Genomic DNA, 16,057 nt, shown 5'->3' with positions numbered 1-16,057 from the left:
CGGCTTCCTCTCCTAGTTGGTGGGACGGTCGGAGCCGACCACCCACATCGCGAAGTACTGCGAGCCACCGCCGTACGCGTGACCGAACGCCTTGCGGGCACCGTCGACCTGGTGGTCGCCGGCCCGCTCCATCACCTGCATCGCGGACTCGGCGTACCGGATCATGCCGGACGCGCCGATCGGGTTGGACGAGAGCACGCCGCCCGACGCGTTCACCGGCATCCGGCCGCCGATCGCGGTCTCGCCGGCCTCGGTGAACTTCCAGCCCTCACCCTCCGGCACGAACCCGAGGTTCTCGAGCCACATCGGCTCGAACCAGGAGAACGGCACGTAGATCTCGGCCTCGTCGATCTCGGTGAGCGGATCGGTGATGCCCGCGGCCTTCCACAGGGCGGCGGAGGCGTCGCGGCCGGCCTGCGGGTTGGCGACGTTGCGGCCGGCGTACGACAGCGGCTCGGTGCGCATCGCGGTGGCGTGGATCCACGCGACCTTGCGGCCTTCGGACAGGATCTCCTGCGCGGCATCCTCGTTGCCGATGACGATCGCGCAGGCGCCATCCGACGACGGGCAGGTCTCGTCGTATCGGATGGGGTCCCAAAGCATCTGGGACGCCTGCACCGATTCGACCGTGATGTCGGACTGCTTGAGGTGCGCGTACGGGTTCAGCGCACCGTTGCGGCGATCCTTGACCGCGACGATGGCGCCGATGTGATCGGGCGCGCCGGAGCGGCGGATGTACGAGCGCACGTGCGGGGCGAAGAACCCGCCCGCGCCCGCGCCGACGGGCATCGTGAACGGCACCGGCGTGGACAGCGCCCACATGGCGTTGGACTCGGACTGCTTCTCCCAGGACACCGCGAGCACTCGCTTGTGCACGCCGGACTGCACCAGGCTGGCCGCGACGTTGCCGGTCGAGGCGCCGACCGAGCCGGCGGTGTGGACGCGCAGCAGTGGTTTGCCGTTGGCGCCCAGTGCGTCCGACATCGCGAGCTCCGGCATCATCGAGCCCTCGAACAGGTCGGGGGCCTTACCGATGACGATGGCGTCGATGTCGTCCCAGCCGACGTGGGCGTCGGCCATCGCGCGGTCCACGGCCTCGCGGATCATGCCCGCCATCGTCACGTCGTGCCGCTTGGCGACGTAATAGGTCTGGCCGGTGCCGAGGACGGCTGCCAGTTGCTTCGCCATTAGTTGCGTCCTTCCATGACTGCGACCAGGTTCTGCTGCAGCACAGGGCCACTGGTGGCGTGGGCGAGGGTGCGCTGGGCGTCACCGCTCATGATCTGACGGGCCGCGTAGCCGATCCGCTCGAGGCCACCCGCGAACATCGGGTTGCCGGTGAGCGGGCCACCCGAGGGGTTGATGGTGGTGGCGTCGGTCAGGCCGATCGCCTCACGCAGGATGATCTCCTGGTGTGTGAACGGGGCGTGCAGCTCGGCGACGTCGATGTTCGAGACGTCACCACCGGTCGCGGCACGAGCGGCCGCGGCGGTGGACGGGGACACCGTCAGGTCGCGCGACCCGATGTTGGGGGAGTCGATGCGGTGCTCGATACCGGTGATCCACGCCGGACGCTCGCAGAGCTCGCGGGCACGGTCGCCACGGGCCAGGATGATCGCGGCAGCACCGTCGGTGATCGGGGCGCAGTCGTGCGCCCGCAGGGGATCCGCGACGTACTCGGACGCCAGCAGCGCCTCGACGTCGACGTCCCCGGAGAGTTGGGCGTTCGGGTTGTTCTTGGCGGCCGCGCGGTTGCGCTTGGCGATCTCCGCCATGTCCTCGGCGGTCCACTTGCCCGCATCGAGACCGAGCCGCGCCTGCAGGCCCGCGACCGAGACCGAGTCCGGCCACAGCGGCGCCACGACGTACGGATCCATCTGCATCGCGAGGATCTGGCGGAGGTTGCCCGCGGAGGACTTGCCGAACCCGTACACGAGTGCGGTGTCGACCTCGCCGGTCATGATCTTGACCCAGGCCTCGTACAGCGCCCAGGCGGCGTCCATCTCGACGTGCGACTCGTTGATCGGCGGCACGGCGCCGATCGAGTCGATCGCGGAGATGAACGAGAAGGACCGGCCGGCCAGGTAGTCGGACGAGCCGGAGCACCAGAAACCGATGTCCGACTTGGTGATTCCCAGCTCCGCGTACAACTGCTGGAAGCAGGGGACGAGCATCTCGACGCCGTTGGTGGTGCCGGTGGTCTCGCGCACATGAGGGGCCTGTGCGAAGCCGACGACTGCAATGTCTGTCATGGTCTTACCGGCTCCTAGAGATGGTGCTTGTAGGTGTCGTAGTCCGCGTCCGGCTCACCGCTCGGGCGGAAATGGGAGATGTTGCGGAGTGAGTACACCCACTCGTCCTTCGGCCGCCAGACGGCCTCGACGCGCATGCCCATCCGGACCTCGGTGGCGTCGACGTCGAGGATCAAGTGCAGGAACGGGATGTCGGCGCCGTCGAGCAGCACGTAGGCGGCCACGTACGGAGGCTTGATCTGCTGGCCCATGAACGGGACGTTGACGATGCAGAACGTGGTGATGGTGCCCTTGTCGGAGACCTCGACCTGCTCCTTGGTGGGGACACCGTCGGTCGGGTTGGCGCCGCGCGGTGGGACGTACACCTTGCCGTTCGCGTCGGTGCGGCCGCCGATGACCTTGCCCTCCATCAGGCCACGCAGGTAGTACGACTCCTCGAACGACGCGGTGTGCGTGTAGTGCAGGTCGATCGGGGTGACGATGTCGGTGACCGGGTCGCCGCCGGCGGGAGCCGGCGTGGACTCGCTCTCACCGGGTTCGAAGCACGCGATGTCGCGGATGTGCCCGGTGCGCTCGTCGGCCCAGCGGACCCGCACCCGCATTCCGGTACTCATCGCCTCCGCCGATCCGGCGTCGACGGCGTGCAGGATCGACGTGTCCGCGCCGTCCAGCTTGACCAGTGCCCACGCGAACGGGTGGCTCAGCGGCTGACCCTCGATCGGATCGGGCATCCAGGTCCAGCTGACGACCGTGCCTGTGTCCGAGACGTCGACGAAATCGGTCATCGGCTCGAGGGTGGCCGGGTCGAACTCGGGTGGCGGCACGTGGACGCGACCGTCGGAACCGCGGGCGCCGACGACCTTCCGGTCACGGAGACCGGTCACGAACGCACCGATGGTCGGTCCGACCGATCGGGTGTAGTCGAATTTGAGATTAAGCGGTGCTCTCAGCGGCTGGTCGGCCGGTTGGGTCTTTTCAGGGGTCACGGATTCGAGTAGAACAGGTTCTTATTACTGTGGCAAGAGTCACTGAAGAAGTGCGGCGGATATGGGAAAACACGGAGGCACGCAAATGAAGCTGGGGTTGCAACTCGGATACTGGGGTGCGCAGCCGCCCGCCAACGCGCAGGAACTCGTTACAGAAGCCGACCGCTGTGGTTTCGATGCCGTGTTCTCCGCGGAATCGTGGGGCAACGACGCGTTCACGCCGCTCGCGTGGTGGGGTTCGAGCACCGAGCGGGTCCGCCTCGGCACCTCCGTCGCGCAGCTTTCCGGCCGGACGCCGACCAATGCCGCGATGCACGCGCTGACCCTCGACCACCTGTCGGGTGGTCGCGCGATCCTCGGCCTCGGCGTGTCCGGACCGCAGGTCGTCGAGGGCTGGTACGGGCAGCCGTTCCCGAAGCCGTTGGCGCGCACCCGTGAGTACGTCTCCGTCATCCGAAAGGTGTTGGCGCGCGAGGCAGCGGTGACCAACGACGGGCCGCACTACCCGCTGCCGTACCGCGGCGAGGACGGGATGGGTCTGGGCAAGCCGCTCAAGCCGATCACGCACCCGCTGCGCGCGGACCTGCCCATCTGGCTCGGTGCCGAGGGGCCGAAGAACGTGGCGCTCACCGCGGAGATCGCGGACGGCTGGCTCGCCATCTACTACACGCCGCGGCTGGCGCCGATGTACAACGAGTGGCTCGACGAGGGCTTCGCGCGACCGGGTGCCCGCCGCAGCCGCGAGGACTTCGAGATCGCCGCGACGTGCCAGGTCGTCGTCACCGAGGACCGCGCCGCCGAGATCGCCCGGCTCAAGCCGATCACCGCGCTGTACGTCGGCGGCATGGGCGCCGCGGAACTGAACTTCCACGCCCAGGTGTACACCCGGATGGGTTACGGCGAGGAGGTCAAGGAGATCCAGAAGCTGTTCCTGTCCGGCCGCAAGGAGGAAGCGGTCGCGATGGTGCCGGACGACATGGTCACCGACACGATGATCATCGGAAACCTCGACGAGGTCCGTCAGCAGGTGAAGGTGTGGGAGGACGCCGGCGTCACCATGCTCCTGGTCACCTGCCGTGACGTCGAGCAGATGCACCAGCTCGTCGAGGTCGTCACGCCGGCCTGAGCCGATCGACAGCAGAGAGGGCGGGCCCGCGAGCGGGCCCGCCCTCTCCGGTTCCCGATCGGCGTGGGGTCCCGGGTGGTTTGGCGGTGCCGGTCACGGGCAACCCGGAGTCATGAACACACGACGCGCGACCCTGATCGCCGGAGCGTCCCTGACGGCGTTCCTCGCCGCCGGGTGCGGCAACAACGGCTCCACGGAAGGTCCCCGGACCGTGGAGACGCCGCCCACGGCCCTCGAAACCACGACCGCCGCCCTCCCCCCGGCGGCTCCGGGGGAGAGTGGCTACGTCTTCGGGTCGCCGGGTCCCGGGGGTGTCGAGGACAACGCGTTCACGTACGACGTCGCCGCGGTCCCCGTCGGGTCCTCCGTCGACGTGGAATCCACAGAGGAGAACGGCCGCACGACGGTCACGCTCAGTGCGAGGGGACTGGCCGCCAACCGGGACTTCGGCGTCCACGCGCACACGCGCGCGTGTGGGCCGCGGCCGTCGGACTCCGGGCCGCACTACCAGAACCAGGTCGACCCGGCGGCCACCGCCGAGAAGCCCTCGACGGATCCCGCCTACGCGAATCCCCGCAACGAGGTCTGGCTCGACATCACGACCGACGCGAACGGCGACGCCCAGGCGTCCACGACCGTGGACTGGGTGTTCCGCGACAACGAGGCCAAGTCGGTCGTGCTCCACGCGCACCACACCATGACCGGCCCCGGACAGGCCGGGACTGCCGGCGATCGTCTCGCCTGTGTCAACGAGGACTTCTGAGGTTGCGCACAGCGCGGTCAGGCCGACGGCGGCGGGAGTTCGGCCATGCCGTACACGCGGCGGGTGTGGATGCGCAGCACTCGACGGCGTTCGGCGACCATCGCGCGGCGGAACTCCTCCCAGTCCGGGTGCTCGGTGCCCGTCGCCCGGCGGTAGACGTCGACGAGTTCGTCCGCGGCGGCGTCGTGCGGGTCGGTGGCGACGGCGGTCAGCTCGGCGTCACCCTCGACCACCGCGTACGACCAGAAGTCGCCCGCGCTCACATGTAGCGAGACGCGTGGGTCACGGGCTGCGTTGCGGGTCTTGGCGCGGTCGGCGGTGACCGACACCCGCGCCGTGCGAGTCTCCGGATCCCAGGCGTAGACGACGTTGGACAGCTGCGGCCTGCCGTCGCGCTTGATCGTGGTCAGCACACCCCGGGCGTGGGCGGCGACGAGGTCGAGCAGTCGGGGATCGGCGTCGGTGTTCATGTGGGCGACAACCCGGGTGCCGCCGCGATTGTTCCGCGGTGTCAACCGATCCGACGGACACGGCCCGCCGTCGCGAGTGCGACGACGGGCCGTGTCGGTACCCGGTGGTGTGGGCTACTTGCCCTGAAACTTCGGGGCACGCTTCTCGACGAACGAGCGCGGGCCCTCCTTGGCGTCGTCGCTCGCGAACACACCTGCGCCGATCTCGGCCTCGAGCTTGAAGGCATCCTCCTCGTGCATGCCCTCGGTGACCCGGATGGTCTTGAGGATCGCCTGCACCGCGACCGGTCCGTTGGCTGCGATCCGGTCGGCGATCTCGAGCGCCTTGGTCAGTGCCTCGCCGTCCGGGACGAGGTACCCGATCAGGCCGAGGTCCTTCGCCTCGGCGGCCGGGACGGTGCGGCCGGTGAGCAGGATGTCGGCGGCGACGGTGTACGGAATCTGCCGGACCAGGCGCACCGCGGACCCGCCGAGCGGGAACAGGCCCAGCTTGGCCTCGGACACTCCGAACCGGGCGCTCTCGCCGGCGACCCGGATGTCGGTGCCTTGCAGGATCTCGGTGCCGCCGGCGATGGCCGCACCCTCGACCGCAGCGATCAGCGGCTTGGTCAGGCGCCGACCCTTGAGCAGGGCGGGGAGCTTGGTCAGGTCCCAGCCGCCGCCGGCGAACTTGTCGCCGGGGGCGTTCTTGTTCATGTCCTTGAGGTCCATGCCCGCGCAGAACGTGCCGCCGGCTCCGGTCAGGATCGCGACGCGGATCTCGGGATCGTTGTCGACCTGGTCCCAGGCCTGCGTCATGATCGCCATCATCTCCTGGGAGAGCGCGTTGCGCGCCTCGGGACGGTTCATCGTGACGATCAGGACGTGACCACGCTTCTCCACGAGGCAGGGTGCGGACTTGTCCGAAACGTCGGAAATTTCGGCTGTGGTGGAGGACACTTGTAGCTCCCGAATGCGTGTGAGTTGGGTCTCAAATTGACTCTTGCATGAAACGGTAACACGTTCTACTTTGTTGGGCGTGGCCCTTCATATCGCAGACTTTGTCGAGCACTCCATCGACCTGAACCCCGAGCGTGTGGCGCTGCTGGACAGCGACCGCGAGATCACCTACGCGCAGTTGGAGGAGCGGACCAACCGTCTGGCTCACTACCTGCAGGATCACGGCGTGAAGCCGGGCGACAAGGTGGGTATCTACAGCCGCAACACCATCGAGGCCATCGAGGCCATGGTTGCCGTGTTCAAGGCCCGCGCGGTGATGGTCAATGTGAACTACCGCTACGTCGAGAACGAGTTGCAGTACATCTTCGAGAACTCCGACATGGCCGCGCTCGTCGTCGAGCGCAGGTACGTGGACAAGGTCGCGAACGTGCTGCCGAACACGCCACTGGTCAAGTCCGTGCTCGTGGTCGAGGACGGCACCGACCTGGACTACTCGTCCTTCGGCGGCGTCGAGTACGAGCAGGCCCTGTCCGAGGGGTCGCCCGAGCGCGACTTCGGTGAGCGCAGCCCCGACGACATCTTCATGCTGTACACCGGCGGCACCACCGGCATGCCGAAGGGCGTCATGTGGCGTCACGAGGACTGGTGGCGGGTGCTCGGCGGCGGCGTCAACTTCGTCACCGGCGAACGCGTCGAGGACGAGTGGGAGCTGGCCAAGGTCGGTGCCGCGAGCCCGGCGATGGTGCGCTTCCCGATCCCGCCGATGATCCACGGCGGCTCGCAGTCCGCGGTGTTCCACAGTCTGTTCGGCGGCGGCACCCTGGTGATGCACCCCGAGTTCGACGGGCACGAGGTGTGGCAGGTCATCGACCGCCACAAGGTCAACCTCATCTTCATCACCGGTGACGCGATGGCCCGGCCGATGCTGGACGCGCTGAAGGCGGGCAACCCGGAGACCGGCGAGCCGTACGACCTCTCCAGCCTGTACGTGATGGCCTCCAGCGCGGCGCTGTTCTCGCCTGCGCTCAAGGACGAGTTCCTCGACCTGCTGCCCAACCGCTACATCACCGACTCCATCGGCTCCTCCGAGACCGGCTTCGGCGGTCTGAGCACGGTGACCAAGGGTGCCACCCACACCGGCGGCCCGCGGGTGAAGATCGACGCCGCGACCGTCGTCCTCGACGACGACGGCAACGAGATCCAGCCCGGCTCGGGCAAGGTCGGCCTGCTCGCCCGGCACGGCCACATCCCGCTCGGCTACTACAAGGACGAGGCCAAGACCGCCGCGACCTTCAAGGTGTACAACGGCGTCCGGTACTCGATCCCCGGCGACTACGCCACCGTCGAGGAGGACGGCTCGGTCACGATGCTCGGCCGCGGCTCCGTCTCGATCAACAGTGGCGGCGAGAAGATCTACCCGGAGGAGGTCGAGGGCGCGATCAAGACGCATCCCGACGTCTTCGACTGCCTCGTCGTCGGTGTCCCGGACGAGCGTTTCGGCAACCGGGTCGCCGCGGTCGTGGCCACGCGTGACGGCGCCCGCCCGAGCCTGAACGACATCGTGGCCGCGGCCCGCAAGGAGATCGCCGGCTACAAGGTGCCGCGCAGCCTGTGGTTCGTCGACGAGATCAAGCGCTCGCCGGCAGGCAAGCCGGACTACAAGTGGGCCACCGCGCAGACCGAGTCCCGCGACGCGGACGATCACTACACGAACGGCAACGGAAACTCCTGATGCACAACACTCTTGCCGAGAAGTTCGGCATCAAGTACCCGATCTTCGCGTTCACCCCGTCCGAGCACGTGGCGGCGGCGGTGTCGCGGGCCGGCGGCCTCGGCGTGCTCGGCTGCGTCCGGTTCAACGATCCGGAGGAGCTCGAGGCCACCCTGAACTGGATGGACGAGAACACCGACGGCAAGCCGTACGGCGTCGACGTCGTGATGCCGGCCAAGGTGCCCACCGAGGGCACCGCCGTGGACCTGGACAAGCTGATCCCGGCCGAGCACCGCGCGTTCGTCAACCGCACCCTCGAGGAGCTGGGGGTGCCGCCCCTGTCCGACGACGTCGAGCACGCCACCGGGGTCCTCGGCTGGCTGCACTCGGTGGCCCGGGCACAGCTCGACGTGGCGTTCAAGCACCGCCCCGCGTTGATCGCGAATGCGCTCGGTTCCCCGCCGAAGGACATCATCGACGAGGCGCACGAGCACGGGGTGCCGGTCGCCGCGCTGGCCGGCGCGGTCGGTCACGCCCGCAGCCACGTCGAGAACGGTGTCGACATCGTCATCGCGCAGGGCTACGAGGCCGGTGGGCACACGGGCGAGATCGCCTCGATGGTGCTGGTTCCCGAAATCGTCGACGCGGTGGGCGATTCCGCCACCGTCCTCGCTGCAGGCGGCATCGGCAGCGGCCGTCAGGTCGCCGCGGCGATGGCGCTCGGTGCACAGGGCGTGTGGATGGGCTCGTACTGGCTCACCGCCGCCGAGTACCGGCTCGGCAGCGCGGCGGACGGTACGTCCGCCACGCAGCGGGCGCTGCTGGCGGCGACGTCGAGCGACACCGTCCGGTCGCGGATCTACTCCGGCAAGCCGGCCCGGCTGCTCAAGACCAAGTGGACCGACGCCTGGTCGGCACCGGGTGCGCCCGACGCGCTGCCGATGCCGCTGCAGAACATCCTGGTCGCGGAGGCGCACCAGCGCATCGCCGCCGCCGAGAACCCGGACGTCGTCGCGATGCCCGCCGGTCAGATCGTCGGCCGGATGAACGAGATCCGCCCGGTCGCGGACACGATGGCCGATCTGGTCGCCGAGTTCGAGGCCACCGTCGCACGGCTGGACAAGCTGGGCGGCTGACACCACCCACACATGTAGGACCACACCGGGCAGGGCCGGGCACGAGCGATCGTGCCCGGCCCTGACCTGTATGCAATGGACAAGCGGGTACGCCGGTGGGATGGTGAGGCCGGGAGGCGAGCAGCATGGCGACGCACACCCTCGACACCGACTACCTCGTCATCGGAGCAGGCGCGGCGGGCATGGCGTTCACGGATGCGCTCACGGCGGACAGTTCCGCCGACGTCATCGTGGTGGACCGGCGGCACGCGCCGGGCGGGCACTGGCTCGACGCCTACCCGTTCGTGCGACTGCACCAGCCGTCTTCCTTCTACGGTGTGAACTCACTGCCGCTCGGTGGCGACGCCATCGACGTCACCGGCCTGAACGCCGGCATGTACGAGCGGGCGACCGGCCCCGAGATCTGCGGCTACTACGACCGGGTGATGCACTCGCACCTGGTGCCGTCCGGCGCGGTCCGCTACCACCCGCTGTGCGAGTACGACGGCGACCACGGATTCGTCTCGCGCGCGACGGGCGATCGGTACGAGGTCACCGTCCGCGCAGCGGTGGTCGACGCCAGGTACCTGTCGCCGTCCGTACCGGCAACGACTCCGCCGCCCTTCGACGTCGCACCCGGTGTTCGCTGCATCCCGGTGGGCGAGCTCGTGTCGGTGCCGGCGCCACCCGGCCGGTACGTGATCGTCGGCGCGGGAAAAACCGCGATCGACGCGTGCGTGTGGCTGCTCGGAGTCGGCGTCGCGCCGGAGCTGATCCGGTGGGTCAAGCCACGCGAATCCTGGTTCGTGAATCGGTATTTCGTGCAGAACGGCGATCTGGTCGGGCGCATCGTCGACGGAGGGGCACGGCAGATGCAGGCCGCGGCGAACGCGACGTCGCTGGGGGAGTTGTTCACCGGGCTCGAGGAGCGCGGGTTCCTCCTGCGCGTCGACCGGACGGTGACGCCGACGATGCTCAAGATGGCGACGACCAGCACCGCCGAGGTCGACGAGCTTCGCCGGATCGAGGACGTCGTTCGGCTCGGTCACGTGCGCCGCGTCGACTCGCACGCCGTCGAACTCGACGAGGGCACCGTCCCCGCCGATCCCGACGACCTGTACGTGCACTGCGCTGCCGCCGGCCTGAATCCGGCTCCGGCCCTTCCGATCTTCGAGCCGGGCCGGATAACGTTGCAGCCGGTCCGTCCCGGGCTGATCCCGTTCAATGCGGCGCTCGTCGGCTACGTCGAGGCGTCGGGTCGAGAGGTCGCGGAGAAGAACCGCCTCTGCCCGACGAACCGACTGCCCGACGTCCCGCTCGACTGGGTGCGAGGCAAGCTCACCGAGATGACGGCCGAGCGGTCCTGGTCGAAGGAGCCGGATGTCGTGGACTGGCTGGAACGGTCCCGCCTCAACCATCAACGCGGCGTGCGGGGGCGCCGCGACGAACCCGAGATCCGGGATGCGCTGGCGCGCTACACCGACTGTGTGCGGCCGGGGGTGGCGAGGCTGATGGAGCTGCTGTCCGGCGCGGTCGGCGACGGTGACGACATGGATCGTCCGCTCGCAGCTCCGTGAGGTGCCCAGCGTCCCTGGTGGCCTGCCGGACCTCTTCGTCTGGCTTGGAAATTCCGTTCGTGGCGGTGACCGGGTTCCTCGAGACGTCGGGCGTCACCCACAGCGACGACCCTCGGTCCCGATCAGCGGTCGAGTTCGGCGTCCAGTGTGGCGGCGAACTCGGCGGTGACGGGTACGAAGGCGGTGGAGCCGGCGGCCCGGAACCAGGTGGGGTCGGACGAGTTCCAGCGCTGTGCACTCAGGGACCGGCCGAGCACCTTGTACGTCGCGGTCTTCGGCAGGTCGTCGGTGACCCGCACGAAGCTCGGCAGCTGCTTCGGTCCGAGATCGCCTTGCTTGGCGAGGAACTCGGCGAACTCGTCGATGTCGAACCCGTCCGCGGCGACGACGGCCACCGCCACCCGGTCGCCGACCTGCGGGTCGGGCACCGCGTACGCCGCGACCTCGACCACCCGCGGGTGCCGGGCGAGGATGTTCTCGATCGGTGCGGTGCCGAGGTTCTCGCCGTCCACCCGCATCCAGCCGGAGCTGCGGCCGGCGAAGTACACGTAGCCGTCGCCGTCGACGTACGCGAGGTCACCACTCCAGTACTGGCCGTCGCGGACCCGCTCGGCCTCGGCTTCGGGATTCTTGTAGTACCCGGCGAAGCTGCCGGTGCCGGTGGTGTTGACCAGCTCACCGGTGGCCTTGTCGGCGTTGGTGATGTGCCCTGCCGAATCGAATTCGGCCACCGGGCAGGGGGTTCCGGTTTCCGGATCGAGCACGGCGATACCCTCCGGCAGCGGGCCGAGGGCGCCGGGCGGGGTGCCGGGCAGCCGGGAGATCAGGACGCCGCCCTCGGTGGACCCGAACCCGTCGACGACCCGGACGTCGAACCGGCGGCCGAACTCGGCGATCGCCGACGGCGAGCCCTCGTTGCCGTACACGATCTTCAGTGGATTGTCGGCGTCGTCCGACCGTTCGGGGGTGGCCAGCACATAGGCGAGCGGCTTGCCGACGTAGTGCGCGAACGTGGCTCCGAACCGGCGCACGTCGGGGAGGAATCCTGACGCCGAGAACTTGCGCCGCAGCGCGAAGTTCCCGCCCGCGGCGAGGGCGATCGCCCAGCACGCCATGACGGCGCCGGAGTGGAACAGCGGCATCGACGCATAGGTGGTGTCGGCGGAGGTCAGGCCGAAGCGCTGCGAGAGCATCACGCCCGGTCCGGCAACCATCTTGTGCGTCACGCGGACGGCCTTCGGGTTACCGCTCGTGCCGGAGGTGAAGATCAGCATGAACAGGTCGTCCAGTCCCGGCGTCACGTCCGGCACCGGGCTGCCGCGGTGTGCGGCGAGCAGGGCGTCCCACTCGGGGGTGTCCACGAGGAGCAGCCGGACATCCCCGAGGTCGAGGCCGTCGAGCAGCCGGGCCTTCTCGGAGTCCGTCACCACGACCTGACAGTCCGACCGGGCGATGTCCCCGGCCAGCGCGGCGCCGCGACGGGTCGGGTTCAGCCCGGCCAGCACGGTGCCGCCGATCGCGGTGGCCCCGAGCAGGAGCGGAAACTCGGGGACGTTGTCCAGCAGCACCCCCACGTGCGGGGGTGCCGCGGGATCCAACAGCGATGCCAGGGCCGCGGCCGTGTCGACGCACTCGCCGACGTGCTTCGACCAGGGAATCACTGTGTCCTCGAACAGGATTCCGTTCTCCTGGTCGTCCCGGAGGCGCTGCAGCAGATCGGACACCGTGGGCGCGGGGTTGCTCATGTCCGCAGTGTAGGCAGCGGGAGGGCGGGCGACCAGGTGCCTGTCGCAGCCAGTGGGATCGCAACTCACGTGCTGCAGGTGCTCCCGGTCGGCCCGCCGGCGAACTGCTGGTCGAGCCACTGCAGGCCCTGTGCGGCGGAGGGGAGGAGCCCGACGGCGTGGCCGGTGGCGGTCTTCGGGAACAGCGGCGGCAGGTCGTAGCGCTGGTAGTCCACGTCAGCGCCTCCGGCGCACCACTTGGCAACCATCGTGTCGACGCCCGACCTGAGAACCAGGTCGTCGCTCACGTTCGAGCTGACGAAAACCGGAATCGTGGGTGTGATGTTGCCGAGTTCCTGTTGCTTCACGATCGAGACCCAGGGCTCCTCCGACAGGTGCTCGGCGATGGGCCGGTCGTCACGGGTGTACCGGTTCGTGGGAAGGAACGGATTCAACATCGGGAAGTCGAACACGCACGAGCTCGCGGCACGGGCGAGGACGGCGCGGCCTTCGTCATCGAACACGGCCAGCATCGCGTCGGCGTGCTCGGGATGGGCGGCGGCGAAGCCGTTGACCACCCAGCCGATTCCGCCCGACAGCGTCGACCCGTCCCCGGCGACCGCGAGATCGGCCAGCGACGCCGGTGGGGCGCCGGCGACCGCACCGACCACAGGGAGTTCCGGCGCGTAGCCGTCCTTCAGTTCCGCGGCGGCGGCGGAACTCATGCCGCCCTGGGAGTACCCCCAGAATCCGAAGCGGGTGCCCTCGTCGATGCCGTGGTCGGTCAACTGCTGTGCGGCACGGGCCAGATCGAGCATGGCACGGCCCTGCGATTCCCTGTTGAGGTACGGGTGCACGCCGGGCGTGCCGAGACCCTCGTAGTCGGTGACCGCCACGGCATAGCCACGAGTGAGCAGCGGGACGATGTGGAGGTACTCGTACTCCTGTCCGAAGGTCATCAGTTTCGACGGAGCGCACTGGTCGCCTTGGCCCTGGGTGCCGGGGCCGAGCACGACCGTCGGCCGCGGGCCGTCACCGGACCAGGGGGCGGTCGGAACCAGCACGGTCCCGACGACGGCGACGGGTGTCCCCGCCGCCCCCACGCTGCGGTACATCACGCGGGTGACGGTCGCGTCGATCACGGCCGGCGTACCGGGAACGACGGCCGCCACGGACGGTTCGACGCGCAGGACGTCTCCCGGCTCGCCTGCCGGCAGTGGGTTCGGCGGGTCATAGAGGTCGGTGTGGGTTCCGGGGTCTTCACGGGGTGCGGCGGCGGCCGGAGGTCCGAACGTCAGGGCGGCCGCGGCGACGGCAGTCACCGCCGCGGTGATCGTGCGGCCGTTCACCGTTCGTCCGCGCGGGTGTCGAGGCATTCGACTGCTCCTGTCCTCATCGCCCGAGCGCGGCTTCGAGGGCCGCGGGATCGTCGGGTAGTGCGAAGTGCGAGATGCAGTGGTCCAGAACGATCAGCGTGACGCCCTCCACGGCGACGGGCGGCGCCAGCTCGTCGCAGTGCGTGGCGATGTCCGTGTAGTGCACGCCCGGGGTCGGGACGCCGATGCGGTGGAGGTCCCGGAGCAGATCGGAACCGCGGATCGGCTCGCGGCAGCCGGCGCAGAGCGGGTCGACGACGGGCTTCTCCAGCCCGAGCACGAGGTCGTACGTGCCGAGCGCGCGACTCGCATCCTCGGCGGCGGCCAGCCCGCCGATCTCGGTACCGTTCCAGAGCGGCCCGAGAGTGGTGAGTGACCGGATCGCGGCCGCCCCGTACTTCTGCAGATAGCGCTGCACCACAAGAGAACCCGCGCCGTGGGCGATCACGTCGTACGGTCCGTCTCCGGTGCGGGTGACGGTCCGGGCCAGGTCGTCGGCGCCCGCGTCGGCTCCGCGCAACCCCGCGACGGGCAGCGGCACGTCCGTGCCCTCCGGTGCGCCCCACGTCACGGGAACCGCGCACCTGCCGTGATCACGGAGCCGATCCGCGGCGGTGTGCCAGGATGCGGCGTCCCGGCCGATGTCGTGAACGAGCAGCACGCATGGCGCGGCGCCCGCCGGGGTGGCTGCCGCCGGGACGCCGGACATCGCCGCCCCGAGTGTCACCGTCGCCAACAGTGCATGCATTGCACGGATCGACCCGATCACGGCACTCCTCCCGACGCCTCCATACCGAACCGAATGGTATGGGCGCGCGGTCGAATCGACCGGCGAATCGACGAGAACGCCCGCGCTGCTCCGAGCGGCGCGGGCGTTCTCGTCGATGTGGCTCAGGCCGGAACGTCCGCCAGGGCCTGTCCCAGTCGCCGGAGCTGCTCGGTCGCGGAGCCGAGCGCGAACTCGTTGTGCTTGGCGGCCAGGAAGTAACGGTGCACCGGGTGATCCCGGTCGAGGCCGACTCCGCCGTGCACGTGGATCACCGTGTGCGAGACGCGGTGACCGGCATCCGCGGCCCAGAACTTCGCGGTCCGGATCTCCGCCTCGGCCGGCAGGTTTTCGCTGAGCCTCCACGCCGCCTGCCACAGCGTCGATCGCACGCCCTTGACGTCGATGAACGCATCGGCGAGGCGCTGCGCGACGGCCTGGAAGCTGCCGATCGGCCGGTCGAACTGCACCCGCTCGCGGGCGTACTCGGCGACCAGTTCGAGCGCGCGCTCGAGGGTGCCGAGCTGCTGAGCGGCCAGCCCGACCGCGGCGCGGTCGAGGATCCAGCCCACGACCTCGGAGCCGCGCTCGACGCCGCCGAGCACCTGGCTGGTGACGACGCCGGACAGGTCGACGATCGACTCGGCGCTGTAGTCGGTGGTGGACTGCCGGTCGATCTGCACGCCCGCCGCGGACGGGTCGACGACGAACACCGCGACCCCCTCGGGGGTGGTGGCGGGCACGAGGATCGCGTCCGCGAACGCGGCCGCGGGGACGGTGATCTTGGTGCCGGTGATCGCCCAGCCGTCGCCACTGCGATCGGCACGGGTGACCGGCTGTGCCGGGTCGTAGTTCAGTTCCTCGGCGAGCGCGACGGTCAGCAACGCGGTGCCCTCGCCGGCCCGCCGGGCCAGATCCCGCTGTCCCTCGTCGCCGAACTCGGCGAGCGCCGAGGCGGCGAGGACGATCGAGCTGAGGTAGGGCACGGGGGAGAGGGGGCGACCGATCTCACGCAGCACGGTGCACTGCTCGAGGATGCCGAATCCGCCGCCGCCCACCGACTCCGGAAGGGCCGCCGCGAGCACGCCGGCGTCGGCGAGGGCCTGCCAGAGCTTGTCGTCGAAGCGGTCCTCGGCGGCGTCCAGCTCGCGCAGGCGGTCGTTGGTGGTGAGCTTCTCGGCGATGCTCCGGGTGAGTTGTTCGAGGTCGTGCTGGGCCTCGGTAGGTGTGAAGTCCACGATGATTCCTTCGG

Annotated in this window: 14 protein-coding genes; 5 read left to right on the top strand and 9 right to left on the bottom strand. The window is 69.5% G+C overall.

Translation table 11 applies throughout. The features are described from left to right. Nucleotides 1-12 precede the first annotated feature (12 nt). Genes ACWDUM_RS05210 through ACWDUM_RS05200 form a run of 3 tightly spaced genes read right to left on the bottom strand, consistent with a single transcriptional unit; the run spans nt 13 to nt 3,238 of the window. Nucleotides 13-1,188 carry a thiolase domain-containing protein gene (locus ACWDUM_RS05210; RefSeq protein ID WP_450133130.1) on the bottom strand — a complete coding sequence of 392 codons (1,176 nt, stop codon included), beginning with the start codon at nt 1,186-1,188 and terminating at the stop codon, nt 13-15. Then, nucleotides 1,188-2,252, bottom strand: a complete 1,065-nt coding sequence (locus ACWDUM_RS05205) for a thiolase domain-containing protein (RefSeq protein WP_450117231.1) — start codon at nt 2,250-2,252, stop codon at nt 1,188-1,190. The genes ACWDUM_RS05210 and ACWDUM_RS05205 overlap by 1 nt, the downstream gene beginning before the upstream one ends. 14 nt (nt 2,253-2,266) lie before the next feature. Beyond that, nucleotides 2,267-3,238, bottom strand: a complete 972-nt coding sequence (locus tag ACWDUM_RS05200) for a Zn-ribbon domain-containing OB-fold protein (RefSeq protein ID WP_450133129.1) — start codon at nt 3,236-3,238, stop codon at nt 2,267-2,269. Between the two features lie 85 nt (nt 3,239-3,323). Here ACWDUM_RS05200 and ACWDUM_RS05195 point away from each other — a divergent pair, with 85 nt between their 5' ends. Both ACWDUM_RS05195 and ACWDUM_RS05190 read left to right on the top strand, forming a co-directional pair. Continuing rightward, a complete protein-coding gene (locus ACWDUM_RS05195; RefSeq protein ID WP_450117233.1) occupies nt 3,324-4,364 on the top strand; it encodes an LLM class F420-dependent oxidoreductase in 1,041 nt (346 codons plus the stop codon). Between the two features lie 112 nt (nt 4,365-4,476). Then, complete coding sequence (locus ACWDUM_RS05190) at nt 4,477-5,127, top strand: superoxide dismutase family protein (RefSeq protein ID WP_450133128.1); 651 nt, start codon at nt 4,477-4,479, stop codon at nt 5,125-5,127. Between the two features lie 17 nt (nt 5,128-5,144). On the opposite strand, the gene ACWDUM_RS05185 is transcribed toward ACWDUM_RS05190, so the two are convergent. Together ACWDUM_RS05185 and ACWDUM_RS05180 are read right to left on the bottom strand one after the other, a co-directional pair. Further along, a complete protein-coding gene (locus ACWDUM_RS05185) occupies nt 5,145-5,597 on the bottom strand; it encodes a PPOX class F420-dependent oxidoreductase (protein ID WP_450133127.1) in 453 nt (150 codons plus the stop codon). A 114-nt stretch (nt 5,598-5,711) separates the two neighbouring features. Beyond that, nucleotides 5,712-6,536 (bottom strand): crotonase/enoyl-CoA hydratase family protein, encoded by an 825-nt coding sequence (locus ACWDUM_RS05180; RefSeq protein WP_450133126.1) that lies wholly within the window; start codon nt 6,534-6,536, stop codon nt 5,712-5,714. 79 nt (nt 6,537-6,615) lie between these two features. Between ACWDUM_RS05180 and ACWDUM_RS05175 the strand changes: the two genes are divergently transcribed. The 3 genes from ACWDUM_RS05175 to ACWDUM_RS05165 all read left to right on the top strand — a co-directional run bounded on the left by ACWDUM_RS05175 (nt 6,616) and on the right by ACWDUM_RS05165 (nt 10,939). Next, nucleotides 6,616-8,268 carry an acyl-CoA synthetase gene (locus ACWDUM_RS05175; protein ID WP_450133125.1) on the top strand — a complete coding sequence of 551 codons (1,653 nt, stop codon included), beginning with the start codon at nt 6,616-6,618 and terminating at the stop codon, nt 8,266-8,268. Then, nucleotides 8,268-9,383: an NAD(P)H-dependent flavin oxidoreductase gene (locus ACWDUM_RS05170; RefSeq protein WP_450133124.1), complete on the top strand. Its 1,116-nt coding sequence runs from the start codon at nt 8,268-8,270 to the stop codon at nt 9,381-9,383. The genes ACWDUM_RS05175 and ACWDUM_RS05170 overlap by 1 nt, the downstream gene beginning before the upstream one ends. Before the next feature lie 125 nt (nt 9,384-9,508). Then, nucleotides 9,509-10,939, top strand: coding sequence for an NAD(P)-binding protein (locus tag ACWDUM_RS05165; RefSeq protein WP_450133123.1), 1,431 nt, complete (start codon nt 9,509-9,511; stop codon nt 10,937-10,939). Between the two features lie 122 nt (nt 10,940-11,061). On the opposite strand, the gene ACWDUM_RS05160 is transcribed toward ACWDUM_RS05165, so the two are convergent. The 4 genes from ACWDUM_RS05160 to ACWDUM_RS05145 all read right to left on the bottom strand — a co-directional run bounded on the left by ACWDUM_RS05160 (nt 11,062) and on the right by ACWDUM_RS05145 (nt 16,043). Beyond that, on the bottom strand, nt 11,062-12,684 hold the full coding sequence (locus ACWDUM_RS05160; protein ID WP_450133122.1) for a long-chain-fatty-acid--CoA ligase: 1,623 nt from the start codon (nt 12,682-12,684) through the stop codon (nt 11,062-11,064). A gap of 65 nt (nt 12,685-12,749) precedes the next feature. After that, nucleotides 12,750-14,039: a lipase family protein gene (locus ACWDUM_RS05155; RefSeq protein ID WP_450133121.1), complete on the bottom strand. Its 1,290-nt coding sequence runs from the start codon at nt 14,037-14,039 to the stop codon at nt 12,750-12,752. Nucleotides 14,040-14,055: 16 nt separating this feature from the next. Beyond that, the gene (locus tag ACWDUM_RS05150; RefSeq protein ID WP_450133120.1) at nt 14,056-14,787 is read right to left on the bottom strand and encodes an esterase/lipase family protein; all 732 of its coding nucleotides are present in this window, start codon (nt 14,785-14,787) and stop codon (nt 14,056-14,058) included. Between the two features lie 143 nt (nt 14,788-14,930). Beyond that, nucleotides 14,931-16,043 (bottom strand): acyl-CoA dehydrogenase family protein, encoded by a 1,113-nt coding sequence (locus tag ACWDUM_RS05145; RefSeq protein ID WP_450133119.1) that lies wholly within the window; start codon nt 16,041-16,043, stop codon nt 14,931-14,933. Nucleotides 16,044-16,057: the final 14 nt, after the last annotated feature.

It is taken from the genome of Rhodococcus sp. NPDC003322 (genome assembly GCF_053589555.1).
Note: the sequence above shows the minus strand (reverse complement) of the source record. Positions and strands in the feature narration are given on the sequence as shown.

What these genes read in the sequence shown, in the direction of transcription:
- ACWDUM_RS05210 (WP_450133130.1), bottom strand. Translation starts at nt 1,188, where the DNA reads ATGGCGAAGCAACTGGCAGCCGTCCTCGGCACCGGCCAGACCTATTAC.
- ACWDUM_RS05205 (WP_450117231.1), bottom strand. Translation starts at nt 2,252, where the DNA reads ATGACAGACATTGCAGTCGTCGGCTTCGCACAGGCCCCTCATGTGCGC.
- ACWDUM_RS05195 (WP_450117233.1), top strand. Translation starts at nt 3,324, where the DNA reads ATGAAGCTGGGGTTGCAACTCGGATACTGGGGTGCGCAGCCGCCCGCC.
- ACWDUM_RS05190 (WP_450133128.1), top strand. Translation starts at nt 4,477, where the DNA reads ATGAACACACGACGCGCGACCCTGATCGCCGGAGCGTCCCTGACGGCG.
- ACWDUM_RS05185 (WP_450133127.1), bottom strand. Translation starts at nt 5,597, where the DNA reads ATGAACACCGACGCCGATCCCCGACTGCTCGACCTCGTCGCCGCCCAC.
- ACWDUM_RS05170 (WP_450133124.1), top strand. Translation starts at nt 8,268, where the DNA reads ATGCACAACACTCTTGCCGAGAAGTTCGGCATCAAGTACCCGATCTTC.
- ACWDUM_RS05165 (WP_450133123.1), top strand. Translation starts at nt 9,509, where the DNA reads ATGGCGACGCACACCCTCGACACCGACTACCTCGTCATCGGAGCAGGC.
- ACWDUM_RS05160 (WP_450133122.1), bottom strand. Translation starts at nt 12,684, where the DNA reads ATGAGCAACCCCGCGCCCACGGTGTCCGATCTGCTGCAGCGCCTCCGG.
- ACWDUM_RS05155 (WP_450133121.1), bottom strand. Translation starts at nt 14,039, where the DNA reads ATGCCTCGACACCCGCGCGGACGAACGGTGAACGGCCGCACGATCACC.
- ACWDUM_RS05150 (WP_450133120.1), bottom strand. Translation starts at nt 14,787, where the DNA reads ATGCATGCACTGTTGGCGACGGTGACACTCGGGGCGGCGATGTCCGGC.